The following is a 25,556-nucleotide window of genomic DNA, read 5'->3' on the forward strand; positions in this document are numbered from 1 at the left end:
GGATGACTGATGTGTCCCGCTCGGCAGGTGCGCTCGCCGAGCCCACGCAGCGGGTCGGACGGGGGTGGACCGCCTCCCTCTCGCTCGCCAACGGGGCGATCTGGGTGGGCTGGTTCGGGCCGCTGCAGATCCTGCTCGCCTCCCAGGCCGAGGACTTCGCGCCCGGCACCGGGATGTCGAAGGAGACCATGCTGGCCTGGGTGGCGGGCGCGGGCGCCCTGGTGTCACTGGCGGCGAACCCGCTCTTCGGGGCGCTGTCGGACCGCACGACGTCGCGGTGGGGGCGCCGTACGCCGTGGATCGTGGCCGGTGCGGCGGGCGGTGCGCTGTCGTTGCTCCTGCTGGCCGGGGCGAGCGGGCTGTGGACGATGGTGGCGGGGTGGTGTCTGGTCCAGCTGACCCTGAACGCGGCCTTCGCCGCCGTCACGGCGGCCGTGCCCGACCAGGTTCCCAGGCTTCAACGAGGCGCTGTGGGCGGCTGGTTGGGCGCCGCGCAGATCCTCGGCGTGGTCGGCGGGACGGGTCTGGCGACGGCGGCGGGCGGGGTGGGCGCCGGCTATGCGGCGTGCGCCGCGTTCACGCTGCTGGGCGTGCTGCCGTACGTCCTGCGGCACAAGGATCTGCGACTCCCGGCCCAGGAGCGGCCGTTGTGGTCCTGGCGGACCTTCCTGGCCGGGTTCTGGCTGAGCCCGCGCCGGTATCCGGACCTGGGCTGGGCCTGGTTGACCCGTTTCCTGATCAACCTGAGCAACGCGCTGGTGCTGCTGTACCTGCTGTACTACCTGCGCGACCGCCTCGACTACTCCGACCCCGAGGGCGGTGTCCTGATCCTGACGGCGGTGAACAGCGTGACGCTGGTCGCCACGGTGGTCGTCGGCGGGGTCTGGTCGGACCGGGTGGGCCGGCGCAAGCCGTTCGTGATCTGGTCGGGGGTGCTGATGGCGGTGGCGACGGCCGCGCTGGCGGTGTGGCAGACCTGGCCGGGGGCGATCGTGGCGTCGGCGGTCCTCGGCGTCGGGTTCGGCGTCTTCACGTCGGTCGACTTCGCCCTGATGACGGACGTGCTGCCGAAGGCGATGGACCGGGGCAAGGACCTCGGCGTCATCAACGTCGCCAACGCCCTGCCCCAGGTGATGGCACCGGTCCTCGCGGCGCCGATCGTGACCTATCTGGGCGGATACCGGATGCTCTATCTGGTGGCCGCGGTGATCGGACTGGCGGGGGCGGTGCTGGTGGGACGGATCAGGGGGGTCGACTGACTCCCGGCCGCCGGCTCACAGGGCGCCTGCGTCCCGGGCCGCGTAGACGCTGGGGTACACGGGGCGGTAGCCGAGTTCCCGGCGGATGCGCTCGGTGGAGACGATCCCGAACCACGGGTCGGGGTCGGTGTTCTCGTGCAGTTCGGCGGGGACCTCGACCCCGTTGAGCTGGTGCAGTTCGACGGCCGTCACGGGGGCGTGGTCGCCGATGTTGTAGATCCGGCCGACGATGCCCGGTGCGTGCAGGATACGGAGCAGGCCCTGGGCGACGTCCGCGTGGTGGGCCATCTGCAGCCGCTGGGCCGCCGCCCAGTTCCGGGCCCACATCAGCGACTGGGCGAGGTGCGGGTCACCCTCCCCGTAGACGAAGGGGAGCCGGCCGACGCGGACGTCCATGTCGTCCAGCGCGAGCAGTTCCTGTTCGGCCGCCGCCTTCGACTCGCAATAGGCGCCCCACATCTCACCGCCGGGCCGGCTCTCGTCCTCCTCGGTCAACGGGCGCCCCCGTCCGGTGCCGTACACCAACTGGGTGCTGACCTGCACGAACCGTCCCACGCCCGCTGCCAGCGCGGCGCGGCCCAGCTCCACCGCCGCGTCCCGGTTGACGGCCCACGCCTCCTCGTCCGGCACCCCCCGGAAGGACGCCGCGACGTTCACGACCGCGTCCACTCCGGCGACCGCCTTGCCGAGCGCCTCCGTGTCGCGCAGGTCCCCGACCACGACCTCGGCGCCCAGCTCGGCGAACCGCTCCGCCCGCGCCGCGTCCCGCACCAGGACGCGTACCCGCTCCCCCTGCCGGCTCTGCGCCAGCAGCCTCGGCAGGAAGCGCCGGCCGACCTGTCCCGTCGTACCCGTCACGAGTGTCAGCATGATCTTCTCCTTCGGTCTGGGAACACCACCCTCGGGCGGCGTCGCCGAGCGCGGGAGAGACCCGTGGATCAGGGGATCAGCAGTCCCTGGATAAGGCGGGCGGGCGGCGACATCCTGGGAGGGTGAACCGAGCCGAACTCGCCGACTTCCTGCGCCATGGGCGTGCCCGTCTGGAGCCCTCGGTGGTGGGACTCCCGCCCGGCGCCCGCCGCCGTACGCCCGGTCTGCGCCGCGAGGAGGTGGCGTCGCTCGCCGGTATGTCGGTGGACTACTACACACGCCTGGAGCAGTCCCGGGGGCCGCACCCGTCCCGCCAGATGCTGGCCGCCCTGGCCCGGGCCCTGCGCCTCACCGACGACGAGCGGGACCACCTCTTCCACCTGGCGGGCGAGGAGCCGCCCCGGCGGGACAGCGTGTCCCAGCATGTGCGGCCGGGGTTGCTGCTGATCCTCGACCGGCTGCACGACACCCCGGCACAGGTGGTCACCGACTGCGGGGAGGTGCTGGCGCAGAACGCGATGGCGAGCGCGTTGACGGGGGACACGTCGGCCCGTCCACCCCGGGAGCGGAACCTGCTGCGCCGGTTCTTCCTGGACCCGGCCGCCCGCACACTGTTCCCGCCGGAGGACCTCGCCGAACACGCCCGCGCCCACGTCGCGAACCTGCGAGCGGTCGCCGCCGCCCGACCCGACGATCCGGTGCCGAGGGCCCTGGTGGCCGAACTCCGGTCAGGGAGCGAGGAGTTCGCGCGGCTGTGGGAGGCGCACGAGGTGGCGGTACGGCGGGCCGCGACGAAGCGGTTCGTACATCCGGTGGTGGGAACACTGGAGCTCGACTGCGAGATCATGCTGGCCCACGACCACCGCCAACTACTGATCGTGCACACAGCCCGCCCGGGCACGGAGTCGTACGAGCGGCTGCGGCTGCTCCGGGTGGTGGGGACGCAGGATCTGTCGGCTCAGGGGGTGTGAGGCGGGCCGAAGGGCGCCGGGGGTTTCGTCTGTCACCGGGGCGTTGGCCCCCGGGTTCGAGGCTGCCTCAGTCAGCACCGGGGCCCATTGGGCCGTCGGTATACGGAACGGATCGTTCCGTAGTACGTCCATGACTGACGACCATGCCCAGAGCGACGAATCAGAAGGACGTCAGCGCCCTGAAAGCACAAGATGAAAGCACAAGAGCCCCTCAATGATCTGTCGAGGGGCTTCATGCGGAAGTGACCCGTCGTCAGGCCCCGAGGGGCCGGGACCCCTTGTGCCGCGTACTACCTGCGCGGAAGGGAGAGGTTGATGATCGGGAGTCGCTTGGTGGCGCCCGACACGTAGAGGTCTGTCGGAGCCGTGCGCAGGACGAACCTGTCGTCGTAGCCGCGGACACGTACGGACATCACGAAGAAGCCGTCCTCCTCGGCGGTCGTCTTCACGCGGTACTGGTTCTCCCAGTAGGTCTGCAGGAAGACCTCCGTGCCCTGGCGCTCGACGCCCTTGGGGAGGTTGACCTTGCCCTGGACGGTGAGGATGGTTCCCGCCTTCACCTTCCTCTTGTTGACCGTGTAACTGACGGTGCTGGCCCTGGTCTTGAGGGCCACTCCGGTGTCCGCGTAGTAGCCGTCCTGCGGGGTGTTGGGGTTGCCGTCCTCGTCCCAGGAGGCGGCGATGTTCACCTGGCGGCGGACGCTGAGCAGGCTGCTGGTGGTCACGTGGTCGATGTCGACGTCGCGGATGGTGAAATTGCCCTTGGCGTCGGTGACCGGCCTGCCCAGGTCACGCGGCTCGTAGTCGGTCGGGTCGATCGGGTCGCCCCAGGGGTTCCAGGAGTCGAAAAGGACGATCTCCTGGACGGCGACCGGGATGTTGGGCACCGGAGTGCCGTCGGCCTTCGTGAGGGAGCCGGTGACGTCGACGCTTCGGCTGTCGAAGCTGGTGCTGGTGGGGTTGGTGGTCACGGTCAGCGTGTAGGCGCGGACAGGAGCGGCGTCCGCGGGCTTTGCCGAGGCGGCGGGTACTGACAGGGCGCCCGCGGCGAGCAGGAGTGCGGCGGTTGCGGCAAGCCGCGTCGACATGGTTTTCCTGGGCACGGTTCAACTCCGAGTTCGGTCGGGACTGGAGGAGTCGCGCCGAGCGGTACCGGTTCCGCCGCGGCGCAGGTGTGCGACACACCAGGTTCGACCGACGAGGTGGGGTGCGAGTTGTACCCGTAGGGCCGCTGTTACACGGCTGTGGCAGGACACCGTGGCAGGACCTGAAGCCGCGCTGCCCGGCACCGGGGGTACGAGGGTGGTTCGAGGGTGCCCTGCAAACGGACCGTAAACGGGCGGGCGCGTGGGAAAACCGGCCCGAGCCGCAGCGGCCGTACCCCGAAAACCCCGGCCCGGATGACCCCGCCCTCAGAACCCCAGCTTCCGCAGCTGGCGAGGATCCCGCTGCCAGTCCTTCGCGACCTTCACATGGAGGTCCAGGAAGACCGGCGTACCCAGCAGCGCCTCGATCTGCTTGCGGCTCTTGATGCCGACATCTTTGAGCCGCTTGCCCTTCGGGCCGATGATGATGCCCTTCTGGCTCGGCCGCTCGATGTAGACGAACGCGTGGATGTCGAGCAGCGGCTTGTCGGCGGGGCGGTCCTCGCGGGGGATCATCTCCTCGACCACGACCGCGATCGAGTGGGGAAGCTCGTCGCGTACGCCTTCCAGCGCCGCCTCCCGGATCAGCTCCGCGATCATGACCTGCTCCGGCTCGTCCGTGAGGTCACCCTCCGGATAGAGCGCCGGCCCCTCGGGCAGCAGCGGGACGAGCAGGTCGGCCAGCAGATCCACCTGCTTGTCGGCGACCGCCGAGACCGGCACGATCTCCGCCCACTCGAACCCCAGCTCGCGGCCGAGCTGGTCGATCGCGATGAGCTGCTCGGCCAGCGCCTTGCCCTCGACCAGGTCGGTCTTCGTCACGATCGCGATCTTCGGCGTCTTCTTGATCGCCGCCAGTTCCTTGGCGATGAAGCGGTCACCGGGGCCGAGCTTCTCGTTCGCCGGGAGGCAGAAACCGATGACGTCGACCTCGGCCCACGTCGTCCGCACCACGTCGTTCAGGCGCTCGCCCAGCAGTGTGCGCGGCTTGTGCAGGCCAGGGGTGTCGACCAGGATCAGCTGCGCGTCCGGACGGTGCACGATGCCCCGTACCGTGTGCCGCGTGGTCTGCGGCTGGTCCGCGGTGATCGCCACCTTCTGGCCGACCAGAGCGTTCGTGAGGGTGGACTTGCCCGCGTTCGGGCGGCCCACGAAGCAGGCGAAACCGGCGCGGTGCGCGGCCGAGGACTGCGACGCGACGGACGGCTCGGACGGCTCGGATGACGGGGTACGGACACTCATGGCGCCCATTGTCCCTGATCCACGGAGACCCACCGCACGCCGAGGCCCTCCGGACCCGTCCGGCGCACCCACGAGGGCACCCGGCAGGAGGCCCACCGGTAGGCCTCCGGGAGAGCCGCCGGAGCATCCGGTGAGCTTCCGGAAACGCCCGCGCAACACGAAACGTGCCGGAAACACCCCCGTACGGAACCCGAAACGCACACCGGTGACCCTCTGACGAGCCCCTGCCCCCGTTGGAGAGACCGGAGACACCGTGACGACCGTGAACCTGGCCGCTGCCCGGATCGACACCGGCGACACCGCCTGGCTGCTCGCCGCCACCGCCCTCGTGCTCCTCATGACCCCGGGCCTCGCCCTCTTCTACGGCGGCATGGTCCGTACGAAGAGCGTGCTCAACATGCTGATGATGAGTTTCGTGTCGATCGCCCTGGTCACGGTGGTGTGGCTGGCCGCCGGTTACTCCCTCGCGTTCGGGGACGACGTCGGCGGCGGGCTGATCGGCGGGCTGAAGCACGCGGGGATGGCAGGGCTCGGGCCCGACAGCGTGCGGGGCACTGTGCCCACCCTCCTGTTCGCCACCTTCCAGCTCACCTTCGCGGTCATCACCGCAGCCCTGGTCAGCGGCGCGGTCGCCGACCGGGCGAAGTTCGGGGCGTGGCTGGTCTTCGTACCCGTCTGGGCGCTGCTCGTATACGTTCCCGTCGCGCACTGGGTGTGGGGCCCGGGCGGCTGGATTCTCGACCATCTCGGCGCCCTCGACTTCGCCGGCGGCCTGCCCGTGGAGATCACCTCCGGCGCCTCCGGGCTCGCCCTCTGCCTGGTCATCGGCCCGCGTCTCGGCTTCAGGCGAGATGCCATGCGACCGCACAACCTGCCCATGGTCATGCTGGGCGCCGGTCTGCTCTGGTTCGGCTGGTTCGGGTTCAACGCGGGTTCCGCGCTCGGCGCCAACGGGCTGGCCGCCGCCGCCTTCCTCAACACCCTCACCGCCGGCTGCACCGGCCTCCTCGGCTGGCTCTTCGTCGAACAGCGCCGCGACGGCCACCCCACGACCCTGGGTGCGGCCTCCGGCGCGGTCGCCGGCCTCGTGGCCATCACCCCGTCCTGCGGGTCGGTCTCGCTCCTCGGCGCCCTGGTCGTCGGGCTCGCCGCCGGTCTCGTCTGCTCGTACGCCGTCGGGTGGAAGTTCAAACTCAACTACGACGACTCGCTCGACGTCGTCGGCGTCCACCTGGTCGGCGGAGTCATCGGCACGCTGCTGATCGGCGTGTTCGCCACCGAGTCCATGACCGGCGGGGCCGAGGGGCTGCTGTACGGGGGCGGGCTCGGCCAGTTGGGCAGGCAGGCCGTCGCCGTGCTGGCCGTCGGGGCGTACGCCTTCGCCGTCACGTACGGCATCGGGAAGGCGATCGACAAGATCATGGGGTTCCGGGCGAGCGAGGACGAGGAGCACACCGGCCTCGACCTTACGGTGCACGCCGAGACGGCATACGATCACGGCGTCCTGGGCCACGGCGCCCCGGTCTCGTCCGCCGCACACTCCTCCCACTCCTCCGCGCAGAAGGTCAAGAGCCAGGAATGAAGCTCATCACCGCGATCGTCAAGCCGTACCGCCTCGACGAGGTCAAGACCGCGCTCCAGGAACTCGGTGTGCAGGGTCTGACCGTGACCGAGGCCAGCGGCTACGGCCGTCAGCGCGGCCACACCGAGGTGTACCGCGGCGCCGAGTACCAGGTCGACCTCGTCCCGAAGGTCCGTATCGAGGTCGTCGTCGACGACGGGGACGCCGACGCGGCGATGGACGCGATCGTCAAGGCCGCGCGAACGGGAAAGATCGGGGACGGGAAGGTGTGGGCTCTTCCGGTGGAGACGGTGGTCCGGGTTCGGACGGGCGAGCGCGGTCCCGACGCCCTCTGAACCATCTGACCCCCAGCACCGACCCGGCCGCCCCGAACACCACCACGACCACCGCCATGAGCCACGGCAGCGCGAAGAAGGACACGCTCGCCGACTCGCGGGTGTCCTTGGCGGACGCCGTCAACGTGACGTCGCCCCAGTCGAGTTGGGGCGCGTCCTGCCAGGGTTCGGTGAGCCTGACGCGTTGGCCGGGCAGCAGCTCGGAGGGGATTTTCGTGAGGTCGCGGGCGAGCAGCGTACGGCCGAACAGGCCCTCGGCCCGCACCTCCACCCGGGGGTCGAGGGTGACGTTCCCGGTGTTGTGGAGGGTGTAGGAGATCGTGGCGGTGCTGTCGCCGAGGCCGGGCACGAGGGGCTGGTGGTGGCTGATCCTGACCTGCTCGACGGCGATCGCGGAGACGGCCGGCCCGCTCACCCGCAGATAGATCCGCGCCCCGACCGCCCGCTGCACCCCGAGTGCGAGGGAACCGTCGCCGGTGTCGATCCGTTCGTCGAGGGCGACCAACGCGCCCACGTGGTCGCCGGGTTCGGCCCCTTCGGGCACCTTGAGGGTGAAGGGCACGGTGACCGACTTGTGCGGAGGCACGGTGACCCGGGACTTCACGGGCCGTGCCCAGGCGCCGACGCCGCGCTGCTTCTCGGCGAGGGTGCGTACGGCGAACCCGCCGTCGCGGACGGTGTTGTAGGCGTCGGCCGCGTACAACCGGAAGGTGAGCGGCTTGCCGGTCTTGTTGGTGAGGGCCACCGTGTCCTTGACGGACGTACCGGGATCGGCGGAGAGATAGAAGTACGGGCGCTGCGCCACCGCGGAGGCGACGGGAAAGACCGACCAGCTGCCGTTGTCGGCGGCCCGGGCGGGGGCGGACGTCAGGAGGGACGTGCCGAGCGCTGCCAGCAGGAACATGGGGAGCGCGAGGAGGACGTACGGCTTACGCATGGGTGCGGACCCCCACGGACGAGGTAGGTGGCGGGCGGGTGCGCGCCCGGCCACCGGATGACGAACAGCCGTTCAGGAACTGGTAGTTCGTGTGTGCTGGTACTTCGCGTGTTGCTACTTCGCGTGCCGGTTGTTCAGGTGCTGGTTGATCGGCTGAGCGTTGTCCGGGCGGACGTCACTCAGGTGAGGGTGAGGGTGAGTACGCCGGAGTAGGTGCCCGGCGGGGTGAACGCCGGTACGTCCAGCGACAGTCCGGCGTCGACGGTGAACTCGCCGCCGGTGACCGTTCCGTCGGGTGTGGAGGCCAGGGTTGCTCCCGTACCGCCCACCACACCGGGGGACCCGGGCCGGCAGGTGCTGGGGCTGCCGGCCTTGGTGGTGCAGGCCGGGGTCCAACTGAGCTTGCCGGCATCGATCTTGGCGCCGGGCCCGGTGAAGTCGGTGACCTTGCCCGTCAGGGACCAGCCCGCGGGTCCGCCGCGGAAGTCCTTGACGGTGACAGGCTGCAGCGAGCCCGTGGAGGGCCCGCCCTTGCCGAAGTCGACCGTCTTCAGCTGGACGGAGTCCCCCGCCTGGGTCATGGACAGATCGCCGGCCTTGACCATGGTGGTGAGCTTCTGGCTGTTGTCGGGAATGGGCGTGTCGTCGATGACGACGTAGGCGGCCGGACCGGCCCCCTTGCTGTCGCTCCACGCGCTGCCCTCGTACGCCACGACACCGGTCGTCGTCTTGTCGCTGACGGCGAGGGTGCCGCTGAAGGCGCCCTGAGAGTCGGCGGTCACGGTAGCGGTGTCGGCGGTCTGGGAGGCCCCGGACCGGCCGGCGAGTGTGACCGTGGCACCGGCGGTGAAGTTGGCGCCGTTCACGGTGACCCCGGCCCCGGGTGCTCCGGAGGCCGAACCCAGCGTGATGGCACGGGTGTTGGTCTGGGTCCCGTCCGTCGCCGTGATCGTCTCGGAGACGGGCGCGGGCGGGGTGATCAGCGTGCAGGGCGTGTCCAGCTCAAGGATGTAGCTGGTGTGGATGTTGTAGTCGCCGGGCGAGAGGGTGATCGCGCCGGGCGCGGTGACCGTGAAGGTGCCGGTCATCGAGAACGGCGGGAACGCGCCCTTGCCGGGCACGGGGTCGTTCTTCTTGGGCCCCGTGACGGTGATGTCGCCGGTCTGCGCTCCGCCGAGGCTGACCTTTCCGGTGGGCGTCATGATGTCGGCGGGCAGGGCGAGATCGGTGGGATTGCTCGCGGCCGGCTTGACCACCGTGTACGTCACGGTGACGGTGTCGCCGACCTTGGGCGCGGTGTTGTCCACCGTGATCTGTCCGGTGGTGGTGCCGTCGATGGGCGGAAGGCCCGCGATCGGCGGCGGTACGCAGTGTGTGGCGTAGTCCACGGCGGCGGACGCCGTGGAGAGCGCGCCGGCCGGGACGGCCAGCGCACCACCCGTGGTGACCGCCAGCGCGGTCGCCCCGAGAAGCGCGGCCAGGCGTCGTCGTCTTCGACCGGTCGAACCCATGGATGCCGAATTGGCCATGGTTGCCCCCTCTGAGGGATGCGGGCGCAGCGGCTCATCTGCGCCGACAGGGGGCCATTGATGTGCAGGTTGTGTGAGAAGTCAATGCCATCTCACCAAATAACGGGGGTCCACCGAAAGTGAACTGACGGTCCATCAGTTCTCGTCGGTTAACGGCTTCCCGGACGGAAACGGCCGGCGCCGCTGCGAAGCGAGCGACGCCGGCCGCACTTCAGAAGGGTGCGGGGAGGCGGACCGTCACGCGTAGACGAACGGTCCCGGGGACTGGTTTCCGGTCGGGGTGCAGGTCACGGTGATGCCGAAGAGCACCATCTTGAGGGTGCCGCCGCCCGCGTCCAGGCTGTCGCCGGAGGCGACGGTTCCGGTCAACGGACCGACGACGACCGGAGTTCCGCTGGCCGTGGCCGGGTTCTTGGTGCCGGTGAAGGCGGTGGTCCCACCGCCGGCTTTGCCCAAGGTCAGCGTGGAGGCGATGGAGTCGGCGGCGAGGGCGAGGGGGGCGTTGATGTTCGAGGTGACGGTGATGGTGGCCGTGGTGCCGTCCTGCGTGGCGGAGAGTACGGTCGAACCGCCTCCGAACAGTCCGCAGCTGTACGTGACTGTCGCGCTGGTGGGGGCGACCGCCGCAGCGGCCGGCGCGAAGGCCAGACCGGTGACGGCGAGCGTGCCCGCCGCGAGTACCGCACCGATACCGAGCCGCCTGCTCGCAGGCGGGCGTACTGACGTGCTTCTCATCGATCGGATTCCCTTCCCTGGTACGGGAATTGCCATGTGGGGAATTGCGACGTGGGGGGTACGACGGCCGGGTGCGGTCAGCCGCGGGGCGGGTGCGGGGCGCCGCGCGGGGGAATCTGACGGTCCGTCGGAAGAGCGGGTTCCATTGATGCGTGGGTTGCTCGCGATTACAAGAGACACTCTGCTGGTTCTTCCGGGGGACCACGAAAGTGGCCGAAGACCGACCCTCGTACGTACTTCCCGGACTCACCTCGTACGGGCTCCCGGCGTCACCTCACCCGGCGGACACCGTCAGCCGGACCACCCCGTCCGGCGCGGCCACGTGCACCGGGGTCGCGGGCCCGCCCAGATCCCGTACGGCCGCGAGATCGGCCGCGGGTACCTCCTCCGCGCCGGTGACTACAGCCGCCGCCTCCAGCGACTTCGCGCCCGACGCCACCGCCATGGCCACCGCCGTCCGCAGCGCGCTCAGCTTCAGTGAGTCGAGGGAGACCGTGGCGGCGACATACGTACGTCCCGTCTCGTCCCGTACCGCCGCCCCCTCGGGGACCCCGTTGCGGGCCCGGGCGGAGCGGGCCAGGGTGACGATCTTGCGGTCCTCGGGATCGAGGTCGAGCGCGCTGCTTTCGGTCATGCCACGAGCATACTTACGCGGTTTGTCCCCTGCTGGGGCCACCTGAGGCTTCATGACACAAGGAAGTCACACAAGAACAGGTATCAGGTGCCGGTGATCAGGGCATGACCCAGGAACCGCGAGCCATGAGGAGGCGTTATGAACCGCCAGACCCGCATCCGCGTCATCCGTCGGCCCAGCGCTCCTTCGCCCCGCGACCTCCCCATCGACCGCAGGACCCCGTCGGGCCGCATCCTGCCGTACTGAGGCCCGTCCGCAGCATCTGTCCCCAATGGGCCGTCCGCAGTGCCTGTCAGGGCCGGTCGAGCCGCAACCGCTCCGCGCGCGGCAGACCGGCCACCACCAGGTCGTAACTGTCCTCGACCAGCTCCCGCACGAGCTGCCCCGGCAGCTCGCCGTCCACCGTCACCGTGTTCCAGTGCCGTTTGTTCATGTGGTACCCGGGGATGATCAGCCCCGGGTGATCGGCGCGCAGCCGGATCGCGTCCTGCGGGTCGCACTTCAGATTGACCGTCAGGGGCCGGTTGTCCAGCCAGGACAGGGCGAACATCTTGCCCAGCACCTTGAAGACCGAGATCTCCGGGCTGAACGGGAAGTCCTCGACGGCGGCGTTGAAGGACAGACAGAAGTCGCGCAGCTCCTGCGGGGTCACGACTCGCTCCCCTGCTTCTCCTCTTCCGGCGCCCCGGCGTGGTCGGTGGGCTCCACCAGCACCGTCACGATCTTGTTCCGGCGGCCGGCCGCGGCCTCCGCCGTGAGCCGCAGTTCGCGTCCGTCGGGCAGTTCGACGACAGCCGAGGCCCCGGCGATCGGTACCCTGCCCAGCGCCTTCGCCAGCAGGCCGCCCACCGTCTCCACGTCCTCGTCGTCGTACTCCTCCAGGCCGTACAGCTCGCCGAGGTCGGTGATGTCGAGGCGGGCCGTGACCCGGTGCCGCTCGTCGCCCAGCTCCTCGACGGGCGGGAGTTCACGGTCGTACTCGTCGGTGATCTCGCCGACGATCTCCTCGAGGATGTCCTCGATGGTCACGATGCCGGCCGTGCCGCCGTACTCGTCGATGACGACGGCGACGTGGTTGCGGTCGCGCTGCATCTCGCGGAGCAGGTCACCGGCGTTCTTCGTGTCGGGCACGAAGGCGGCGGCCCGCATCGCCGTCGAGACGAGCTCGCTCTCCGCGTCCCGGCTGATGTGCGTCTTACGGACCAGGTCCTTCAGATAGACGATCCCAACGACGTCGTCCTCGCTCTCCCCGGTGACCGGTATGCGCGAGAACCCGGAGCGCAGCGCGAGGGTGAGGGCCTGCCGGATCGTCTTGTACCGCTCGATGACCACCAGATCCGTACGCGGGACCATGACCTCCCGTACGAGGGTGTCGCCCAACTCGAAGACGGAGTGCACCATGCGGCGCTCGTCGTCCTCGATCAGGGACTCCTTCTCGGCCAGGTCGACCAGCGCGCGCAGCTCCGCCTCGGAGGCGAACGGGCCGCGCCTGAAGCCCTTTCCGGGCGTGAGGGCGTTGCCGATGAGGATGAGGAGGGAGGGGATCGGCCCCATGACACGGGCCAGCGGCAGCAGGACGTACGCGGCTGCCGTGGCCGTGTTGAGGGGATGCTGACGCCCGATCGTGCGCGGCGAGACACCGACCGCGACGTACGAGACGAGCACCATCACGCCGATGGCGACGGCGAGGGCCTGCCAGGTCTTGTCGAACTTCTGCAGACAGGCGTACGTGACGAGCGCGGCGGCGGCCATCTCGCAGACCACGCGCACCAGCAGTGCCACGTTGAGATAGCGGGTCGGGTCGGCGGCGATCTGCGCGAGCTTGGCGCTGCCGCGCCGACCGCTCCGTACCGCTTCCTCGGCGCGGAAGCTGGAGACACGCGCGAGGCCCGCCTCCGCGCAGGCGGCGAGCCAGGCGACGACGACCAGCGCTATGGCACCGGTGACGAGTTGGGGGGTCATGACACCGTCGGGGCGGGCGACGGGCCGGTCATTCCCTGCTCGCCGCGCCAGCCGTCGACGATGGCGGCCTGGAGGCCGAACATCTCGGCCTTCTCGTCCGCTTCCTCGTGGTCGTAGCCGAGGAGGTGCAACACGCCGTGGACGGTGAGGAGTTGGAGTTCCTCGTCCATGGAGTGCTGCGTCTCGGCGTCCTTGCCCTGCTGCTCGGCGACCTCGGGGCAGAGCACGATGTCACCGAGCAGCCCCTGCGGCGGCTCGTCGTCGTCCTTCGACGGCGGGCGCAGCTCGTCCATGGGGAAGGACATGACGTCGGTCGGACCGGGCAGGTCCATCCACTGGATGTGCAGTTGCTCCATGGCGTCGGCGTCCACGACGATCACCGAGAGTTCGGAGAGCGGGTGGATGCGCATCCGCGCGAGCGCGTAGCGGGCGATGTCGAGGATCGCCTGCTCGTCGACCTCGGTTCCGGACTCGTTGTTGACGTCGATCGACATGGTGCTGGTCTGTCTACTTCCGTTTGTTGCGGCTGTCCCGGACACCCTTGTGGGTGCCGTTCTCCGTGCCGTTCTCGTTGTCGTACTTCTCGTACGCGTCGACGATACGGCCGACCAGCTTGTGCCGGACGACATCGTGGGAGGTGAGCCGTGAGAAGTGGACGTCGTCGAGGCCTTCGAGGATGTCCTGCACCTGCCGCAGACCGGACTTGGTCCCGGACGGGAGGTCGACCTGCGTCACGTCACCCGTGATCACGATCTTCGACTCGAAGCCGAGGCGGGTGAGGAACATCTTCATCTGCTCGGCGCTGGTGTTCTGCGCCTCGTCCAGGATGATGAAGGCGTCGTTGAGGGTACGGCCACGCATGTACGCCAGCGGCGCCACCTCGATCGTGCCCGAGGCCATCAGCTTCGGGATCGAGTCGGGGTCGAGCATGTCGTGCAGCGCGTCGTACAGCGGGCGCAGATACGGGTCGATCTTCTCGTACAGCGTGCCCGGGAGGAAGCCGAGCCGCTCGCCCGCCTCCACCGCCGGGCGGGTCAGGATGATCCGGCTGACCTGCTTGGACTGGAGTGCCTGGACGGCCTTCGCCATGGCGAGATACGTCTTGCCGGTACCGGCCGGGCCGATGCCGAAGACGATGGTGTTCTTGTCGATGGCGTCGACGTAGCGCTTCTGGTTGAGGGTCTTGGGACGGATCGTGCGGCCCCGCGAGGACAGGATGTTCTGCGTGAGGACCTCGGCCGGGGTCTCCTGGCCGTCGCCCTCCCCGTTCCCGCTCGCTCTGAGCATGGCGATCGAGCGTTCCACTGCGTCCTCCGTCATCGGCTGTCCGGTGCGGAGCACCAGCATCATCTCGTCGAACAGGCGCTGGACGAGGGCGACCTCGACCGCTTCGCCCACGGCGCTGACTTCATTGCCCCGGACATGGATGTCGACCGCCGGGAAGGCCTTCTCGATCGCGCGCAGCAGACTGTCGCTGGAACCCAGCACGGTCACCATGGGGTGTGCGGCCGGGACGGTGAACTGCGCTCGCGCCTGCCCCCGCGCAGGGGGCTGAGCTGTGGGTGTCTGAGTCATGGGCCGGCCCTGTAGGCCTGCACGACCTCCTCAATGAGGCACGCTAACCACGTGGGTAGCCTTCCGCTCCAAGCCTACGACGGTGCACTGACAACGCCGTAGGGCTTTTAGCTCACGGTCCGGTGTACGTGCCTCAAGGCCCGTTGTACGCGCTCAGGCGGACCTGCGGAAACCGATCGTCGGTACGGCCCGTCGCAGCGGCCACGGGCGCGGTCTGACGCTCCTGGGCACGAGGTCCGCCAGGAACGCGTACCGCCGAAGGGCCGCCGGGTCCTGGTGCTCGTACGACTGGATCTCGCGCCACCAGGCGCCGATCTCGGACCAGCCGGGGGCGGAGAGGGAGCCGCCGAAGTCCTGGACGGAGAGGGCGGCGGTGAGGCCGGCGAAGGCGAGGCGGTCGGCGAGCGGCCAGTCGGCGAGGGTGCCGGCGACAAAGCCCGCCACGAAGACGTCGCCGGCGCCCGTGGGGTCGAGTGCCTCGACGGCGATGGCGGGGACCTCGGCCGTCTCCCCGGTCCGCCCGTCCACCGCGTACGCGCCCTCGGCACCGAGGGTGACGACGGCGAGCGGTACGTGGTCGGTGAGGGCGTGGGCGGCTTCGCGGGGGCAGTCGGTGCGCGTGTAGCGCATCGCCTCCTCGGCGTTGGGCAGGAAGGCCTCGCAGTGCTCCAGGTCGGCGAGGCCCGCGAGGTCCCAGCGGCCGGTGTCGTCCCAGCCGACGTCGCCGAAGATACGGGCACCCTTGCGGGCGGCCTGGGCGATCCAGGGGGCGCGGACGCCCGGGGTGAGGGAGGCGACGGCAGCCCGGGCGTGCGGGGGGCACTCCGGGGCGGGCTCCTCCGGGGGCGGCTCGTGGCCGTGGGAGACCATCGTGCGCTCGCCCTCGTACGCCATGGAGACGGTGACCGGGGAGTGCCAGCCGGGGACCGTGCGTGACGTGGAGAGGTCGATGTGCTCGCCCTGTTCGAGGGCGTCCCAGCAGTACTCGCCGTAGTGGTCGTCGCCGAAGGCGGCGGCGAGGGAGGTCCGCAGGCCGAGCCGGGCGAGCGCGGTGGCCATGTTGGCGACCCCGCCGGGGCTGGACCCCATCCCGCGCGCCCAGGACTCGGTGCCGCGCACCGGGGCGGTGTCGAGGCCGGTGAAGATGATGTCGAGGAAGACGGTGCCCGTCAGATACACGTCCCACGGAGGTTCGCCGGGCGCGCGCAGGGCGGCCAGGGGATCGACCTGGGCCTGACGGTAGGACGATCCCTCTCCGGTGGACGCGGTGGACGCGATCACGGTGCGCTCCCTGACGATGGTGCGGATTCAGGCCAGTCTGCACCACACCACTGACAACGGACCGTCACTCCACTCCGGTCACGCCTCCCGAACCTCAGGTCGGACCTGAGATCAGCCCTCGGGTCACCGCGCGAACTCGTAGGCCTCCACCTCGGCGATATACCGGGCCCGGCGCTCCTCGTCATGGTCCAGGAACGACGCGAGGAACGAGTTCCGCGCCAGCTCCCGCAGCCGCTCCTCGTCCAGGCCCAGGGCTTCGCGTACCGCACCGAAGTTGTCGCCGACGTATCCGCCGAAGTAGGCGGGGTCGTCGGAGTTGACGGTGCAGAGGAGACCGGCGTCGAGCATCGCGGGGAGCGGATGCTCGGCCAGTACGTCCACGGCCCGCAACCGTACGTTGGACAGCGGGCACAGGGTCAGCGGCACCCGGTCCCGGACGAGCCTCGCGACCAGTTCCGGGTCCTCCATGCAGCGCAGCCCGTGGTCGATGCGCTCGACGCCGAGTATGTCGAGGGCCTCGGTGATGTACTCGGGCGGCCCCTCCTCCCCCGCGTGCGCGACGCGCCGCAGCCCCAGGCCGGCGGCGGCCTCGTACACCTCGCGGAACTTCACCGGCGGATGCCCGACCTCGGCGGAGTCGAGCCCGACAGCGGCGATCCGGCCGAGATACGGCTTCGCCGCCACCAGCGTCTCCATGGCCGACTCGGCGGACTCGTCGCGCAGGAAGCACATGATGAGCTGCGTCGAGATGCCGTGGACGGACTCACTCTCCCCCAGCGCCCGCCACAGCCCGTCCACAACCGTCCCCATGCTCACGCCCCGGGCGAGGTGGGCCTGCGGGTCGAAGAAGATCTCCGCGTGCCGTACGCCCTGCGCGGCTGCCCGTGCGAGGTAGGCGTTGGCGAGGTCCTCGAAGTCCTGCTCGGTGCGCAGGACGGCCATGAGCTCGTAGTACAGGTTCAGAAAGGACTGCAGGTCGTCGAAGAGATACGCCTTCCGCAGCTCTTCGGTGTCGGCGTACGGCAGCGACACGCCATTGCGCGCGGCGAGCGCGAAAGCGAGCTCGGGTTCGAGGGTGCCTTCGATGTGGAGGTGGAGTTCGGCTTTGGGGAGGGACATCAAAGAATCGTACGACCGGTTTACCGCCGTTTCGGAACCGGCACCCTCAGCAGGTCGTACGCGACGGTCAGCTCCCCCTCGAACCCGGCGGCCCGCGCCTGCCGCTCGAACTCGGCGGGGTCGGAGTAGCGCTGGCTGAAGTGGGTGAGAACGAGATGCCGTACGCCGGCGTCCCGGGCGACCGCTCCTGCCTGACCTGCCGTCAAGTGACCGTGATCGACGGCGAGTTGCTGGTCCTCATCCAGGAAGGTCGACTCGATGACGAGCATGTCGCACCCCTCGGCGAGTGCGTACACCCCGTCGCACAACCGGGTGTCCATGACGAACGCGAACCGCTGCCCGCGCCGCAGCTCACTGACGTCGTCGAGGGCGACGGACCCGAGGGACCCCTCCCGCTGGATGCGCCCGACGTCCGGCCCCTTGATCCCGTGCTCGGCGAGCAGTTCGGGCAGCATGCGGCGCCCGTCGGGCTCGACGACTAGATAGCCGTAGGACTCGACGGGATGGGAGAGCCGCCGGGCTTCAAGCCGGTAACCACCCGTGGCCGCCAGGACCCCACCGTCCCCCGCGACCGGCTCCTGCCTGATCTGGACGGTCTCACGGTAGGCGGTGGCGTACCGCAGCCGGTCGAAGAACTTCTGCCCGGAGCGCGGGTAGTGGGCGGTCACCTCGTGCGGGACGCGGTCGAGGTTGATGCGCTGGACGACCCCGGCGAGCCCGAGCGAGTGGTCCCCGTGGAAGTGCGTGACGCAGATCCGGTTGAGGTCGTGGGCGGCGACCCCGGCCCGCAGCATCTGGCGCTGCGTGCCCTCGCCGGGATCGAAGAGGAGCCCCTCACCGTCCCAGCGGAGCAGGTAGCCGTTGTGGTTGCGGTGCCGGGTGGGGACCTGGCTGGCGGTGCCGAGGACCACCAGTTCACGTGCGGACAAGGGAAGTTACCGTTCTCGGTTCGCTCGGCCCGGCTATCCCGGCGGCCACTGCAGTCCGCGCCCACCGAGGAGGTGCGCGTGGGCGTGGAAGACGGTCTGACCGGCACCGCTGCCCGTGTTGAAGACGATGCGGTAGCTGTCCAGCTTCTCCTCGGCCGCGATCTCACCGGCGTGGCGCAGCACATCGGCGGCGATGCCGGGTTCGGCGGCGGCGAGGGAGGCGGCGTCGGGGTGGTGGACCTTGGGGATCACCAGGATGTGCGTCGGCGCCTGGGGGTTGATGTCCCGAAAGGCGACGGTCGTGCCGGTCTCCCGGACGATCGTCGCCGGAATGTGCCCCGCGACGATCTTGCAGAACAGACAGTCGTCCTGCGGTGCCCCGCTGTCGTCCGCCATGCTTGTGCCTCCTCACGCTCGCCGATCACTGCGGGGGCATCGTATCGGCCCCCGAAAGCCACGATTCGGCGCTTAGCGTCCAGCACGTACACTCCTCCTCCGGTTCCCTCACATCGCGAACCGCTCCGGCGATCGCAAAGCACCATGCCCGGCGGGGACATCCACGAAGGACATCCGCGACGGGCGCGGCTGCTGGCTCGATCCCTCAAGAATCCTCAGAGGGCCCGAATTCTTTCACGAAATCCTCCATAAGCTGAATCATATCTTCCTCTGACCAGTAGGGTGCACCAGCCCAAGGGCGATAGAGAGATATTCCCTCCGCAAGAAATTCAAACACCTCGGAATCCGATAGATGCTCTACAACGATATTCTCCATAGACGCAACGAAACCCATGGATCGGTCTTCGCCGGAAATGAACTTCCGAGCCATTTCGAGGGTTTCTTCTACTGGATTCACGGAATGTTGAATTCCTTCGGGATCATGGCAGTGACTATGTGATTAGGGTTACTTCCAGAAACAACCACGAACGGCTTGCCCGGAAGCGTGGTCGCTCTGACTTGGAGGGTGTCACGAACCGGATCATATTTCACCTTGTTGGCGTTTTCCAAAATGTAGTCGAGAGCACTCAATGATGTCGGGGGACGTCCTGGCCCGCTTCCGGCCACTCGTTCGGCCGCATGGGCACTCAAGGTCCGGCCTTGCGGCGTGACCAGGTTAGGGATGTGGAAGTTCTCCTCCTGCCTGAACGCCCAGCCCCTGTTGTAGGGAACCGGCAGACGTGCTGCTGAACTGGCAATGCCATCAGCCCCTCCCCTGAGGGTCGCAGCTCCGGCTCCGAGCGCCCCGCCGCCGACTACCGCACTTCCGCCGGATGCACCACCGGTCGCCATCTCCGCAATTTCTGCGGCGCATACCGGGGCTGTGGCCAGGCATCCCTCGCCCAGAACGGCAAGTACCGGGGCGGCGGCCACGACTACCGAAACGACCCCAACGACGCCCAGCACGACCTTCTGCCAGGTCGCTAGCTTCCCTGTGTCTGGTAGGTCGTTAGCGTTCGCATCGTAGTTTGGATTTGTTCCCATCGCCCAACAGGATCTACACTGCCACCCCTCCCTTTCCTGAGGCTTCGGGTCAGGCCCCTTCTTGAACACCACTTGCGCCGACTTGTGGCCCCCGTCCGTACGGACAGTGACCGTCATGGAGCCGCTTCCGGTACCGCCGCCCGCCTTCTGGTATTGGAAGGTCTGGGTGTAGGTCTGAGTGGAGTGGTAAACCCAGGTGCCGTTGGGGCCCATCGTCATGTAGTCGTGGTATCGGCCGCCCTTACCATCGCTGCACCCGCGCTCGCAGTCCGTGACCGGCCGCAGACCCGTGGGGTCAGACAAGGTGACAGGGGTGTTGTTGGCGTAGGCGTAGCCGTTGAGTGATTCATGGTCTTCGGGGGCGAGGACTGGGTCGACGGAGAGGAAGCGTCCGGTGGCCGGGTCGTACTCGCGGGCACCGATGTGGGTGAGTCCGGTGTCGGCATCGGCGGGCTTGCCGAGGAAACCCTTGTCGTCGGGCCACGTCGACGGGGTCGCGCCACGAGCTTCGCCGAAGGGCTTGGTGTAGCGGCGAGTGACGGCCTGGGTCGTGGCATCCACCGTCATCGAGGCGGTGCCGTGGTGGTCGTCGACCATCCAGGACAGGCCGGTCTCGGTGCGGACGGCGGTGGCATCGCCAGCCGGGTAGTAGCGCTGGGCGGTGAACTTCTTGGCACCCGTGTCGTAGTGGAGTTCCTGACCGGCCAGATAGAGGACGGTCTTGCCGGGGCCGCGACGGATCAGGAGTGCCCCGTTGGCGTCGTACAGGTAGTCGGTAGTCTTGGTGCCTTCGGTGAGGCGGCTGAGTTCTCCTTCGATGTCCCACACGAGGCTCTGTGCGGTGCCGGTGGTGCCGTAGCGCTTGGTGGTATTGCCCTGCTCGTCGTAGGTGTACGCCTTGGCGGTGCCGCCGTTGACGGTGACGGAGGTCAGGGTGTGAGGCTGGCCAGCGCCGGAGGCGTTGACGGGAGGGTAACCGTAGCCAGTCGTGATGTCACCGGTGACCTTGCGCTCGGTCTGGGTGTCGCGCAGCCCACCGGGCTTGAAGGTCCAGCTGGTCCAGTACGGGGCCGGCCCCCCGAGGGCGCTCGACGAGCGGGCGGTGGCGCAGTCGTTGGAGGACGGGGTCCAGGCGTCGGTCAGACGGCGGTAGCCGTCGTAGGCGAAGCACTGGGTGTCTTTGCCGTTGGCGTTGTCGGTGATCGACTTGACGTTGCCAGAGGTGTCGTAGACGTAGTCGTTGTCGCTGGTGTAGCCAGTGTTGGTCTGGTCGACGGTGTGGGTGTTGGTCAGTCGGCGGGTGCCGTCCTCGTAGCGGTTGAGGATTTGGAGCTGCTTGGCGCCGGTGGAGGTGCCAAGGCGGGTCTCCTCGATCTCGCCGTACGGGGAGTAGCCGATGTTCTGGACGTAGTCGGTCATGCCGTCGGAGGCGGTGAGCATGCCGAGGCTGTTGTAGTTGTTGGTCACGGTCTCGGCGGGCAGGCCAGCCACCGCAGGCATCGAGGTGGACTGGACGGTGCCGTCGATGTTGTAGGCGGTGGACGTGGTGAACGTCTGCGGTGCTCCGCCCTTGACCACCAGGTCGTCGTCGGCGGAGATACCGGTCCTGGTGCCCTTGGGGCGGCCGAGAGTGTCGTAGCCGGTGACAATCTGGTAATAGATTTTGCCCGCGGTACCGCCGACGTATCGGATCGAGGCGGTCGGCTGTCCCTTGGCCAGCGAGTCGTAGGTGAACTTGGTCAGCTGGTGGGCGTTGTCCTTCGCCCCGTCCCAGGTGCCGATCTTGCGCCCAAGTTCGTCGTAGTCGGTGATCAGTGTGCGGGACACGCCGTCGAGGGTTGTGGTGGCCGTCAGCGGCTGGTCGACGTCGTTGTAGGTGGTGTCGACTTTTCCCTTGTCGGGATCGGTGGAGGTGGTCTTGCGTCCGCGTAGGTCGTAGCCGTACGTCCAGACGGCTCCGTCCGGTCCGGTCATCTTCTTGAGCTGGCCGCCGGGGGTGTAGTCGTACAGGGTGCGGGTGTAGTCGGTGCCGGTCGGGACGGGGCCGCCGTACTCACGGCGTTCGGTGACCCGGCCGCGGGCGTCGACCGTCGTCAGGGTGCCGGTACCGCCTGCGGCGGCGGTGACAGCGGTGCGGTCGCTCTGCTCGTCGGTCTTGGTGCGCCACTTTTCCTGGTCATAGACCCGGAAGATGGATTCGATGGCGCGGCCGGCGGCGTCGAAGACCGTCTCGGTGGAGGCAGGGACTGAACCCTGGAAAGTGTTGGCAAGCGTGCCCGAGGGCGCACTGTTGTCGTGGACCTGGCCGTTAGAGACGTACGTCAGGCCGCGGTCGTCATAGAGCGTCTCGGAGATCACCCGGCCGCCGTTCGGGGCGGGAGCCTGCTTCTGGCGGGACCGCAGCAGACCGTCAAAGATCTCGTAGGAGCTGTTGTAGGTCTTCCCGTCCGCCTTGAGTGCGTCGGTACGGACCCAGGTCTCCTTGTTGTTGTTGATGCTGTAGGCGTAGACGATGCTGGCAACGTCTCCGAGCCCGCGTGAACGGTTTGGCATCCAGACCGACTGCAGGCGGCCGAGCGCGTCGAAGGACCACTCGGTGACATTGCCGTTGGGGTCGGTTGTCTTAGTGGCCGTGCCCCAGGCTGGGTCCACCTCGGTGGTGGACGTGAAGAGCTTGGGGTCGGGGTCGATGGACGTCTTGGACGTCAACGGACCGTAGCCGGTGTCGTCTGGGACGTAGGTCGTCTTAACCGTGCGGTTAAGGGCGTTGGTCGCGGTGAGCGGTCGGCCCAGCTTGTCGTAGGTGGAGTTGGACACTCGCTGATAGACCGGGGTCTTGTCCACCGCGTTGTAGTCGGATACCCGGTAGGAAGCGGTGATCTCACCCTTCGTGGGCGCCACCCCGACTGTCTGACCGTCATAGGCCGTGGTGATGTCGGAGACGACGTCGTCGGGGATCACCGGACTGGTCGTGCAGGGAACCGAGTAGGTCTCGGTGCGCGAGACCGTGTTCACCAGCCAGGCCGAGGTGTTGCGGGCATAACTGGTCCGCACGCACGACTCGTCGCCGGTCTTGGTGGCGTCGCCGCTGTCCTCCACGGTCATCGGCATGCCGTATGTGGTGTCGTACGTGGTCTTCTGCTTGACCGTGCGAGTGCCGGTGGAGGTCTTGGTGCGGGTGGTGGTCTCGTCGGCCTGGACGATGCGGGACTCGGTGGTGCCCCAACTGTAGGTGTGGCTACCGGTCTTGTATGACCAGGGGGAGTTGATGGTTCCGCTAAGCTCCTCGGTGCCGTTGTAGACGATGGTCTCGCGGACGAAGCCGGCGTACTGGCGAGAGTCGTCGATGGCGCTGCCGCTGGAGTCGGTGACCTTCTCTACTCGGGCAGTGCCGTCGAGTTCCTTCTCGCCGTTGAGGCCTCGCATGTACAGCGTCGACTTCTTGCTGCGCGGGCCTTCGGCGTCGCCGGACGTCTCCACGACCTTGCCGTAGCCACGCCACTGCGACCAGGTGCGGTTGGAGGCCTTGGTCAGACCTTCGTCGTCGGCGTAGGCCCAGCCGGCGCCGCCCTGGTAGTCGTAATACTTCTCCCCCGTGTCGCCGTGGCCGTAGGGGTCGTCCTGGAAGACGGAGGTGACCACGTACTTGTGGAACCAGTCGGTGACCGGAGTCGCCCCTGACTGGGACCACTTGACCGGGTAGCAGCGGCGGGTGTTTTTGTCGACGCCCGTCGGCATGCTGGTACCCCAGATGCAGTCGGGGTCGGAGTAGTTGGCGGTGAGGGTGGAGCCGGTCTCGGACTTGATAGTACGCACCCGCCACTTGATGTAGCGCAGTGTGTCCGGGCCGCTGCCCTCGACGTGGTTGGGCATCTGGATGCCGCCGAAGACGATCGGCGGCATGTCTGCCGCCGTGGTGTTGGCCTTGCCGGTGTTCTGGATGGACTTCAGCCACAGGCTCGCCGAAGAGGCGTCACCGGGGTCGGGGAAGCTGTGTTCCAGGTGCCAGGTGTCCACTTCCCGCTGGGTGGTGCCAGTGCCGGTCCATACCGAGGTGGTGACGTCGGTGAGGCGCTTGCGGGTGAAGAAGGCCGGGCCGATCTGGGTCGTGCACTTGGTGCTGGCCGCGCAGATCATGTCGAAGGGCACGTCGGGCCAGTTGGCCTTGGTGTCTGCAGTCAGACTGGAGCAGCCACCCGAAACGACGCAGCGCTCGGCGTAGGTGAAGCTGACCTGCTGGGCGGCGGGCTTGGCGTAGATCAGGTCGCTGCGCAGGCCGTAGTCGATGCGGTTGAGGTAGCCGCCCCGATAGTAGAGCGTGCCGTTGACGGTGGTGTCGGCGTTCTTGGAGTAGTAGTTCGGGTCTCTGGTGTACCAGTAGGTGGAAGCGTTGCCGTGAGGGTCCACGGCGTAGTCCAGGTTCCAGCGCCAGGCCTGGTTGCAGGAAGAGTCGGCGAAGCCGGTGGACTTGTAGCAGGGCTCGCCGGAGTCGTCGCCGAAGACCGGGACGGTCCACACCGAGTTACTGACCGCGTCGTCGGCAGCAGTGCCGTTGTCGCTCCAATTAGGCATCCGGTGCTTGCCGAAGAAGTACTGGATGCCAGAGGCGTCCGTGACCTTCCAGTACTCGGTGTTGTCGTCGCCGTTGCCGGTAGCGCCGGTCAAGTGCTCGACGCGGGTGCCGTCCTCGTTCTTCAGCTTCCATGAGCCTCCAGATGCCTGCGACAGAGCCGCAGTGTCGCAGGCCGCCTTGTCAGTGCAAGCGTTGACCAGTTCTACCGCCTTCCCGTTGAGAACCAGGGTGGCGTTGGCGTACTTCCAGCACAGGTCGCCCTTGCCGGACTGGCCGTCATCCTTACAGGAGCCGTATTTGCGTTCGACGTAGGACTCGGTGATCGAGAAGCCTTCGCCAATCACGGAGGTCTGGTTGTTCTCCCCGGCCGTACGGCCGTCCACCGAGGCGGAGTTGTAGGAGATCGACAGGTTCGGGGCCGGACCGGCTGTGGCCGGAGGAACCCGCAGCGGGTAATTCCAGGTGAAGTCACCCGTACTGCCGCCGACCTCCCAGGTCGCGGTCGGAGACAGCGGGGTGGCGCTGTAGTCCCCTCCGCCGCCCGCGCTGTCGGCTGCTGCCGCCAGCAACATCGGGGTGCCGGCTGCGAGGGCGCGCGCGGAGACGGCGCCGGTCAGGGTCTGGAACGCGGCGTCGTTGTCTGCACCCGCCACCGGGGTCTGGGTGCGGCAGGACTTCTTCTCCGGGGCGGTCAGTGCACACACCGGGAGTGTCACCAGACGCAGGCGGGGGCCGAAGTTGCCCCCGTAGACGTCCTTGAAGGAGGAGTAGTCCAGGGAGACCCGGAGCTTGTCGGTGTCATGAGCGGGCTTTCCGGATGTGGTTCTAGCCGGGTCGAGGGTGAGCAGAACGCCGTTAACGCCCGCCTTCTTCGCGGCCGACTGGGAGTGGACGCTGAGCGCCACCTTCTCGGCCGGGCCTGTCGCCTTTGCATTCCTCTTGCTCTTCGTCGACTTGGCCGACGGGGCAGCGGGCTCCTGAGCCAGCGCTATGCCGAGCCCGCCGACGGTGACAGCGGCTTCGCGCGTCGCCAAGACCTCGGTGGTGGCCTTCCCGGCCTTCGGCCAGGCGGCTTGATTCAGCCTCTCACGGGTCTCCTGGGAGGCCGAGACGGCCTTGTCCTTCGGGGCCTTGGACGTGCCGGGCTTGAGCACCCCCACCTTGTCGATCTTTGCTTCGGGCCGCTCCTCCAACTGATCACGGGCTGCGGAGGTTTGTGCCTGAGCGGTCACGTCGTAGCCCAAGGGAACCACGAGTTGCGGAAGAACGGACAGAGAGACGACGAGCGCGCCACGGCCAAGCCAGCGCGACATCGCGGCGCTCGGTCTCCGCGTGCGGGAGAAAGATGAGGCAGACACGGTGGGGTTTCCGTTTCCGGACGTGGGAAATATCCCTGGCG

Annotated in this window: 21 protein-coding genes; 4 read left to right on the plus strand and 17 right to left on the minus strand. The window is 68.4% G+C overall.

Features of this window, described 5'->3' with window-relative positions:
* Positions 1-2 precede the first annotated feature (2 nt).
* Positions 3-1,259 carry an MFS transporter gene (locus STRTUCAR8_RS12790; RefSeq protein ID WP_044472093.1) on the plus strand — a complete coding sequence of 419 codons (1,257 nt, stop codon included), beginning with the start codon at positions 3-5 and terminating at the stop codon, positions 1,257-1,259.
* Between the two features lie 15 nt (positions 1,260-1,274).
* Here the strand turns inward: STRTUCAR8_RS12790 and STRTUCAR8_RS12795 are convergent, their stop codons facing one another.
* Positions 1,275-2,129, minus strand: a complete 855-nt coding sequence (locus STRTUCAR8_RS12795; protein WP_006376134.1) for an NAD-dependent epimerase/dehydratase family protein — start codon at positions 2,127-2,129, stop codon at positions 1,275-1,277.
* A gap of 122 nt (positions 2,130-2,251) precedes the next feature.
* On the opposite strand from STRTUCAR8_RS12795, the gene STRTUCAR8_RS12800 reads away from it, so the two are divergent.
* Complete coding sequence (locus tag STRTUCAR8_RS12800; RefSeq protein ID WP_006376104.1) at positions 2,252-3,100, plus strand: helix-turn-helix transcriptional regulator; 849 nt, start codon at positions 2,252-2,254, stop codon at positions 3,098-3,100.
* Between the two features lie 290 nt (positions 3,101-3,390).
* On the opposite strand, the gene STRTUCAR8_RS12805 is transcribed toward STRTUCAR8_RS12800, so the two are convergent.
* Together STRTUCAR8_RS12805 and era are read right to left on the minus strand one after the other, a co-directional pair.
* Positions 3,391-4,188 carry a hypothetical protein gene (locus tag STRTUCAR8_RS12805; RefSeq protein ID WP_006376094.1) on the minus strand — a complete coding sequence of 266 codons (798 nt, stop codon included), beginning with the start codon at positions 4,186-4,188 and terminating at the stop codon, positions 3,391-3,393.
* Positions 4,189-4,512: 324 nt separating this feature from the next.
* Complete coding sequence (gene era / locus STRTUCAR8_RS12810) at positions 4,513-5,496, minus strand: GTPase Era (protein WP_179200568.1); 984 nt, start codon at positions 5,494-5,496, stop codon at positions 4,513-4,515.
* Positions 5,497-5,749: 253 nt separating this feature from the next.
* Between era and STRTUCAR8_RS12815 the strand changes: the two genes are divergently transcribed.
* Positions 5,750-7,069: an ammonium transporter gene (locus tag STRTUCAR8_RS12815; RefSeq protein WP_044472105.1), complete on the plus strand. Its 1,320-nt coding sequence runs from the start codon at positions 5,750-5,752 to the stop codon at positions 7,067-7,069.
* On the plus strand, positions 7,066-7,404 hold the full coding sequence (locus tag STRTUCAR8_RS12820; protein ID WP_044472094.1) for a P-II family nitrogen regulator: 339 nt from the start codon (positions 7,066-7,068) through the stop codon (positions 7,402-7,404). Before STRTUCAR8_RS12815 ends, STRTUCAR8_RS12820 begins: the two co-directional genes overlap by 4 nt.
* On the opposite strand, the gene STRTUCAR8_RS12825 is transcribed toward STRTUCAR8_RS12820, so the two are convergent.
* The 14 genes from STRTUCAR8_RS12825 to STRTUCAR8_RS12885 all read right to left on the minus strand — a co-directional run bounded on the left by STRTUCAR8_RS12825 (position 7,298) and on the right by STRTUCAR8_RS12885 (position 25,470).
* Positions 7,298-8,341, minus strand: coding sequence for a WxL protein peptidoglycan domain-containing protein (locus tag STRTUCAR8_RS12825; protein ID WP_006376119.1), 1,044 nt, complete (start codon positions 8,339-8,341; stop codon positions 7,298-7,300). The two genes, STRTUCAR8_RS12820 and STRTUCAR8_RS12825, sit on opposite strands and share 107 nt — an antisense overlap.
* Positions 8,342-8,520: 179 nt before the next feature.
* Positions 8,521-9,852: a WxL domain-containing protein gene (locus STRTUCAR8_RS12830; protein WP_044472106.1), complete on the minus strand. Its 1,332-nt coding sequence runs from the start codon at positions 9,850-9,852 to the stop codon at positions 8,521-8,523.
* A 255-nt stretch (positions 9,853-10,107) separates the two neighbouring features.
* A complete protein-coding gene (locus tag STRTUCAR8_RS12835; RefSeq protein WP_006376146.1) occupies positions 10,108-10,605 on the minus strand; it encodes a hypothetical protein in 498 nt (165 codons plus the stop codon).
* Positions 10,606-10,879: 274 nt separating this feature from the next.
* The gene (locus STRTUCAR8_RS12840; RefSeq protein WP_006376147.1) at positions 10,880-11,239 is read right to left on the minus strand and encodes a cytidine/deoxycytidylate deaminase family protein; all 360 of its coding nucleotides are present in this window, start codon (positions 11,237-11,239) and stop codon (positions 10,880-10,882) included.
* 292 nt (positions 11,240-11,531) lie between these two features.
* On the minus strand, positions 11,532-11,891 hold the full coding sequence (locus STRTUCAR8_RS12845; protein ID WP_006376103.1) for an MmcQ/YjbR family DNA-binding protein: 360 nt from the start codon (positions 11,889-11,891) through the stop codon (positions 11,532-11,534).
* Complete coding sequence (locus STRTUCAR8_RS12850) at positions 11,888-13,201, minus strand: hemolysin family protein (RefSeq protein WP_006376117.1); 1,314 nt, start codon at positions 13,199-13,201, stop codon at positions 11,888-11,890. Before STRTUCAR8_RS12850 ends, STRTUCAR8_RS12845 begins: the two co-directional genes overlap by 4 nt.
* Positions 13,198-13,695, minus strand: a complete 498-nt coding sequence (gene ybeY / locus STRTUCAR8_RS12855) for an rRNA maturation RNase YbeY (RefSeq protein WP_006376101.1) — start codon at positions 13,693-13,695, stop codon at positions 13,198-13,200. Before ybeY ends, STRTUCAR8_RS12850 begins: the two co-directional genes overlap by 4 nt.
* A 13-nt stretch (positions 13,696-13,708) precedes the next feature.
* Positions 13,709-14,776 carry a PhoH family protein gene (locus STRTUCAR8_RS12860; protein WP_006376128.1) on the minus strand — a complete coding sequence of 356 codons (1,068 nt, stop codon included), beginning with the start codon at positions 14,774-14,776 and terminating at the stop codon, positions 13,709-13,711.
* 153 nt (positions 14,777-14,929) lie between these two features.
* Positions 14,930-16,057, minus strand: coding sequence for a carbohydrate kinase family protein (locus tag STRTUCAR8_RS12865; RefSeq protein ID WP_006376115.1), 1,128 nt, complete (start codon positions 16,055-16,057; stop codon positions 14,930-14,932).
* A gap of 123 nt (positions 16,058-16,180) precedes the next feature.
* A complete protein-coding gene (locus STRTUCAR8_RS12870; RefSeq protein ID WP_044472096.1) occupies positions 16,181-17,176 on the minus strand; it encodes an adenosine deaminase in 996 nt (331 codons plus the stop codon).
* A gap of 20 nt (positions 17,177-17,196) precedes the next feature.
* On the minus strand, positions 17,197-18,105 hold the full coding sequence (locus STRTUCAR8_RS12875) for a ribonuclease Z (RefSeq protein WP_006376105.1): 909 nt from the start codon (positions 18,103-18,105) through the stop codon (positions 17,197-17,199).
* A gap of 33 nt (positions 18,106-18,138) precedes the next feature.
* Positions 18,139-18,501, minus strand: a complete 363-nt coding sequence (locus tag STRTUCAR8_RS12880; RefSeq protein WP_006376124.1) for a histidine triad nucleotide-binding protein — start codon at positions 18,499-18,501, stop codon at positions 18,139-18,141.
* A gap of 205 nt (positions 18,502-18,706) precedes the next feature.
* On the minus strand, positions 18,707-18,958 hold the full coding sequence (locus STRTUCAR8_RS52455) for a hypothetical protein (RefSeq protein WP_143666637.1): 252 nt from the start codon (positions 18,956-18,958) through the stop codon (positions 18,707-18,709).
* Complete coding sequence (locus tag STRTUCAR8_RS12885) at positions 18,955-25,470, minus strand: RHS repeat domain-containing protein (protein ID WP_006376136.1); 6,516 nt, start codon at positions 25,468-25,470, stop codon at positions 18,955-18,957. Before STRTUCAR8_RS12885 ends, STRTUCAR8_RS52455 begins: the two co-directional genes overlap by 4 nt.
* Between the last annotated feature and the right edge of the window lie 86 nt (positions 25,471-25,556).

Origin of the sequence: Streptomyces turgidiscabies Car8, from assembly GCF_000331005.1 — a bacterium.
Classification (GTDB): Bacteria; Actinomycetota; Actinomycetes; order Streptomycetales; family Streptomycetaceae; genus Streptomyces; species Streptomyces turgidiscabies.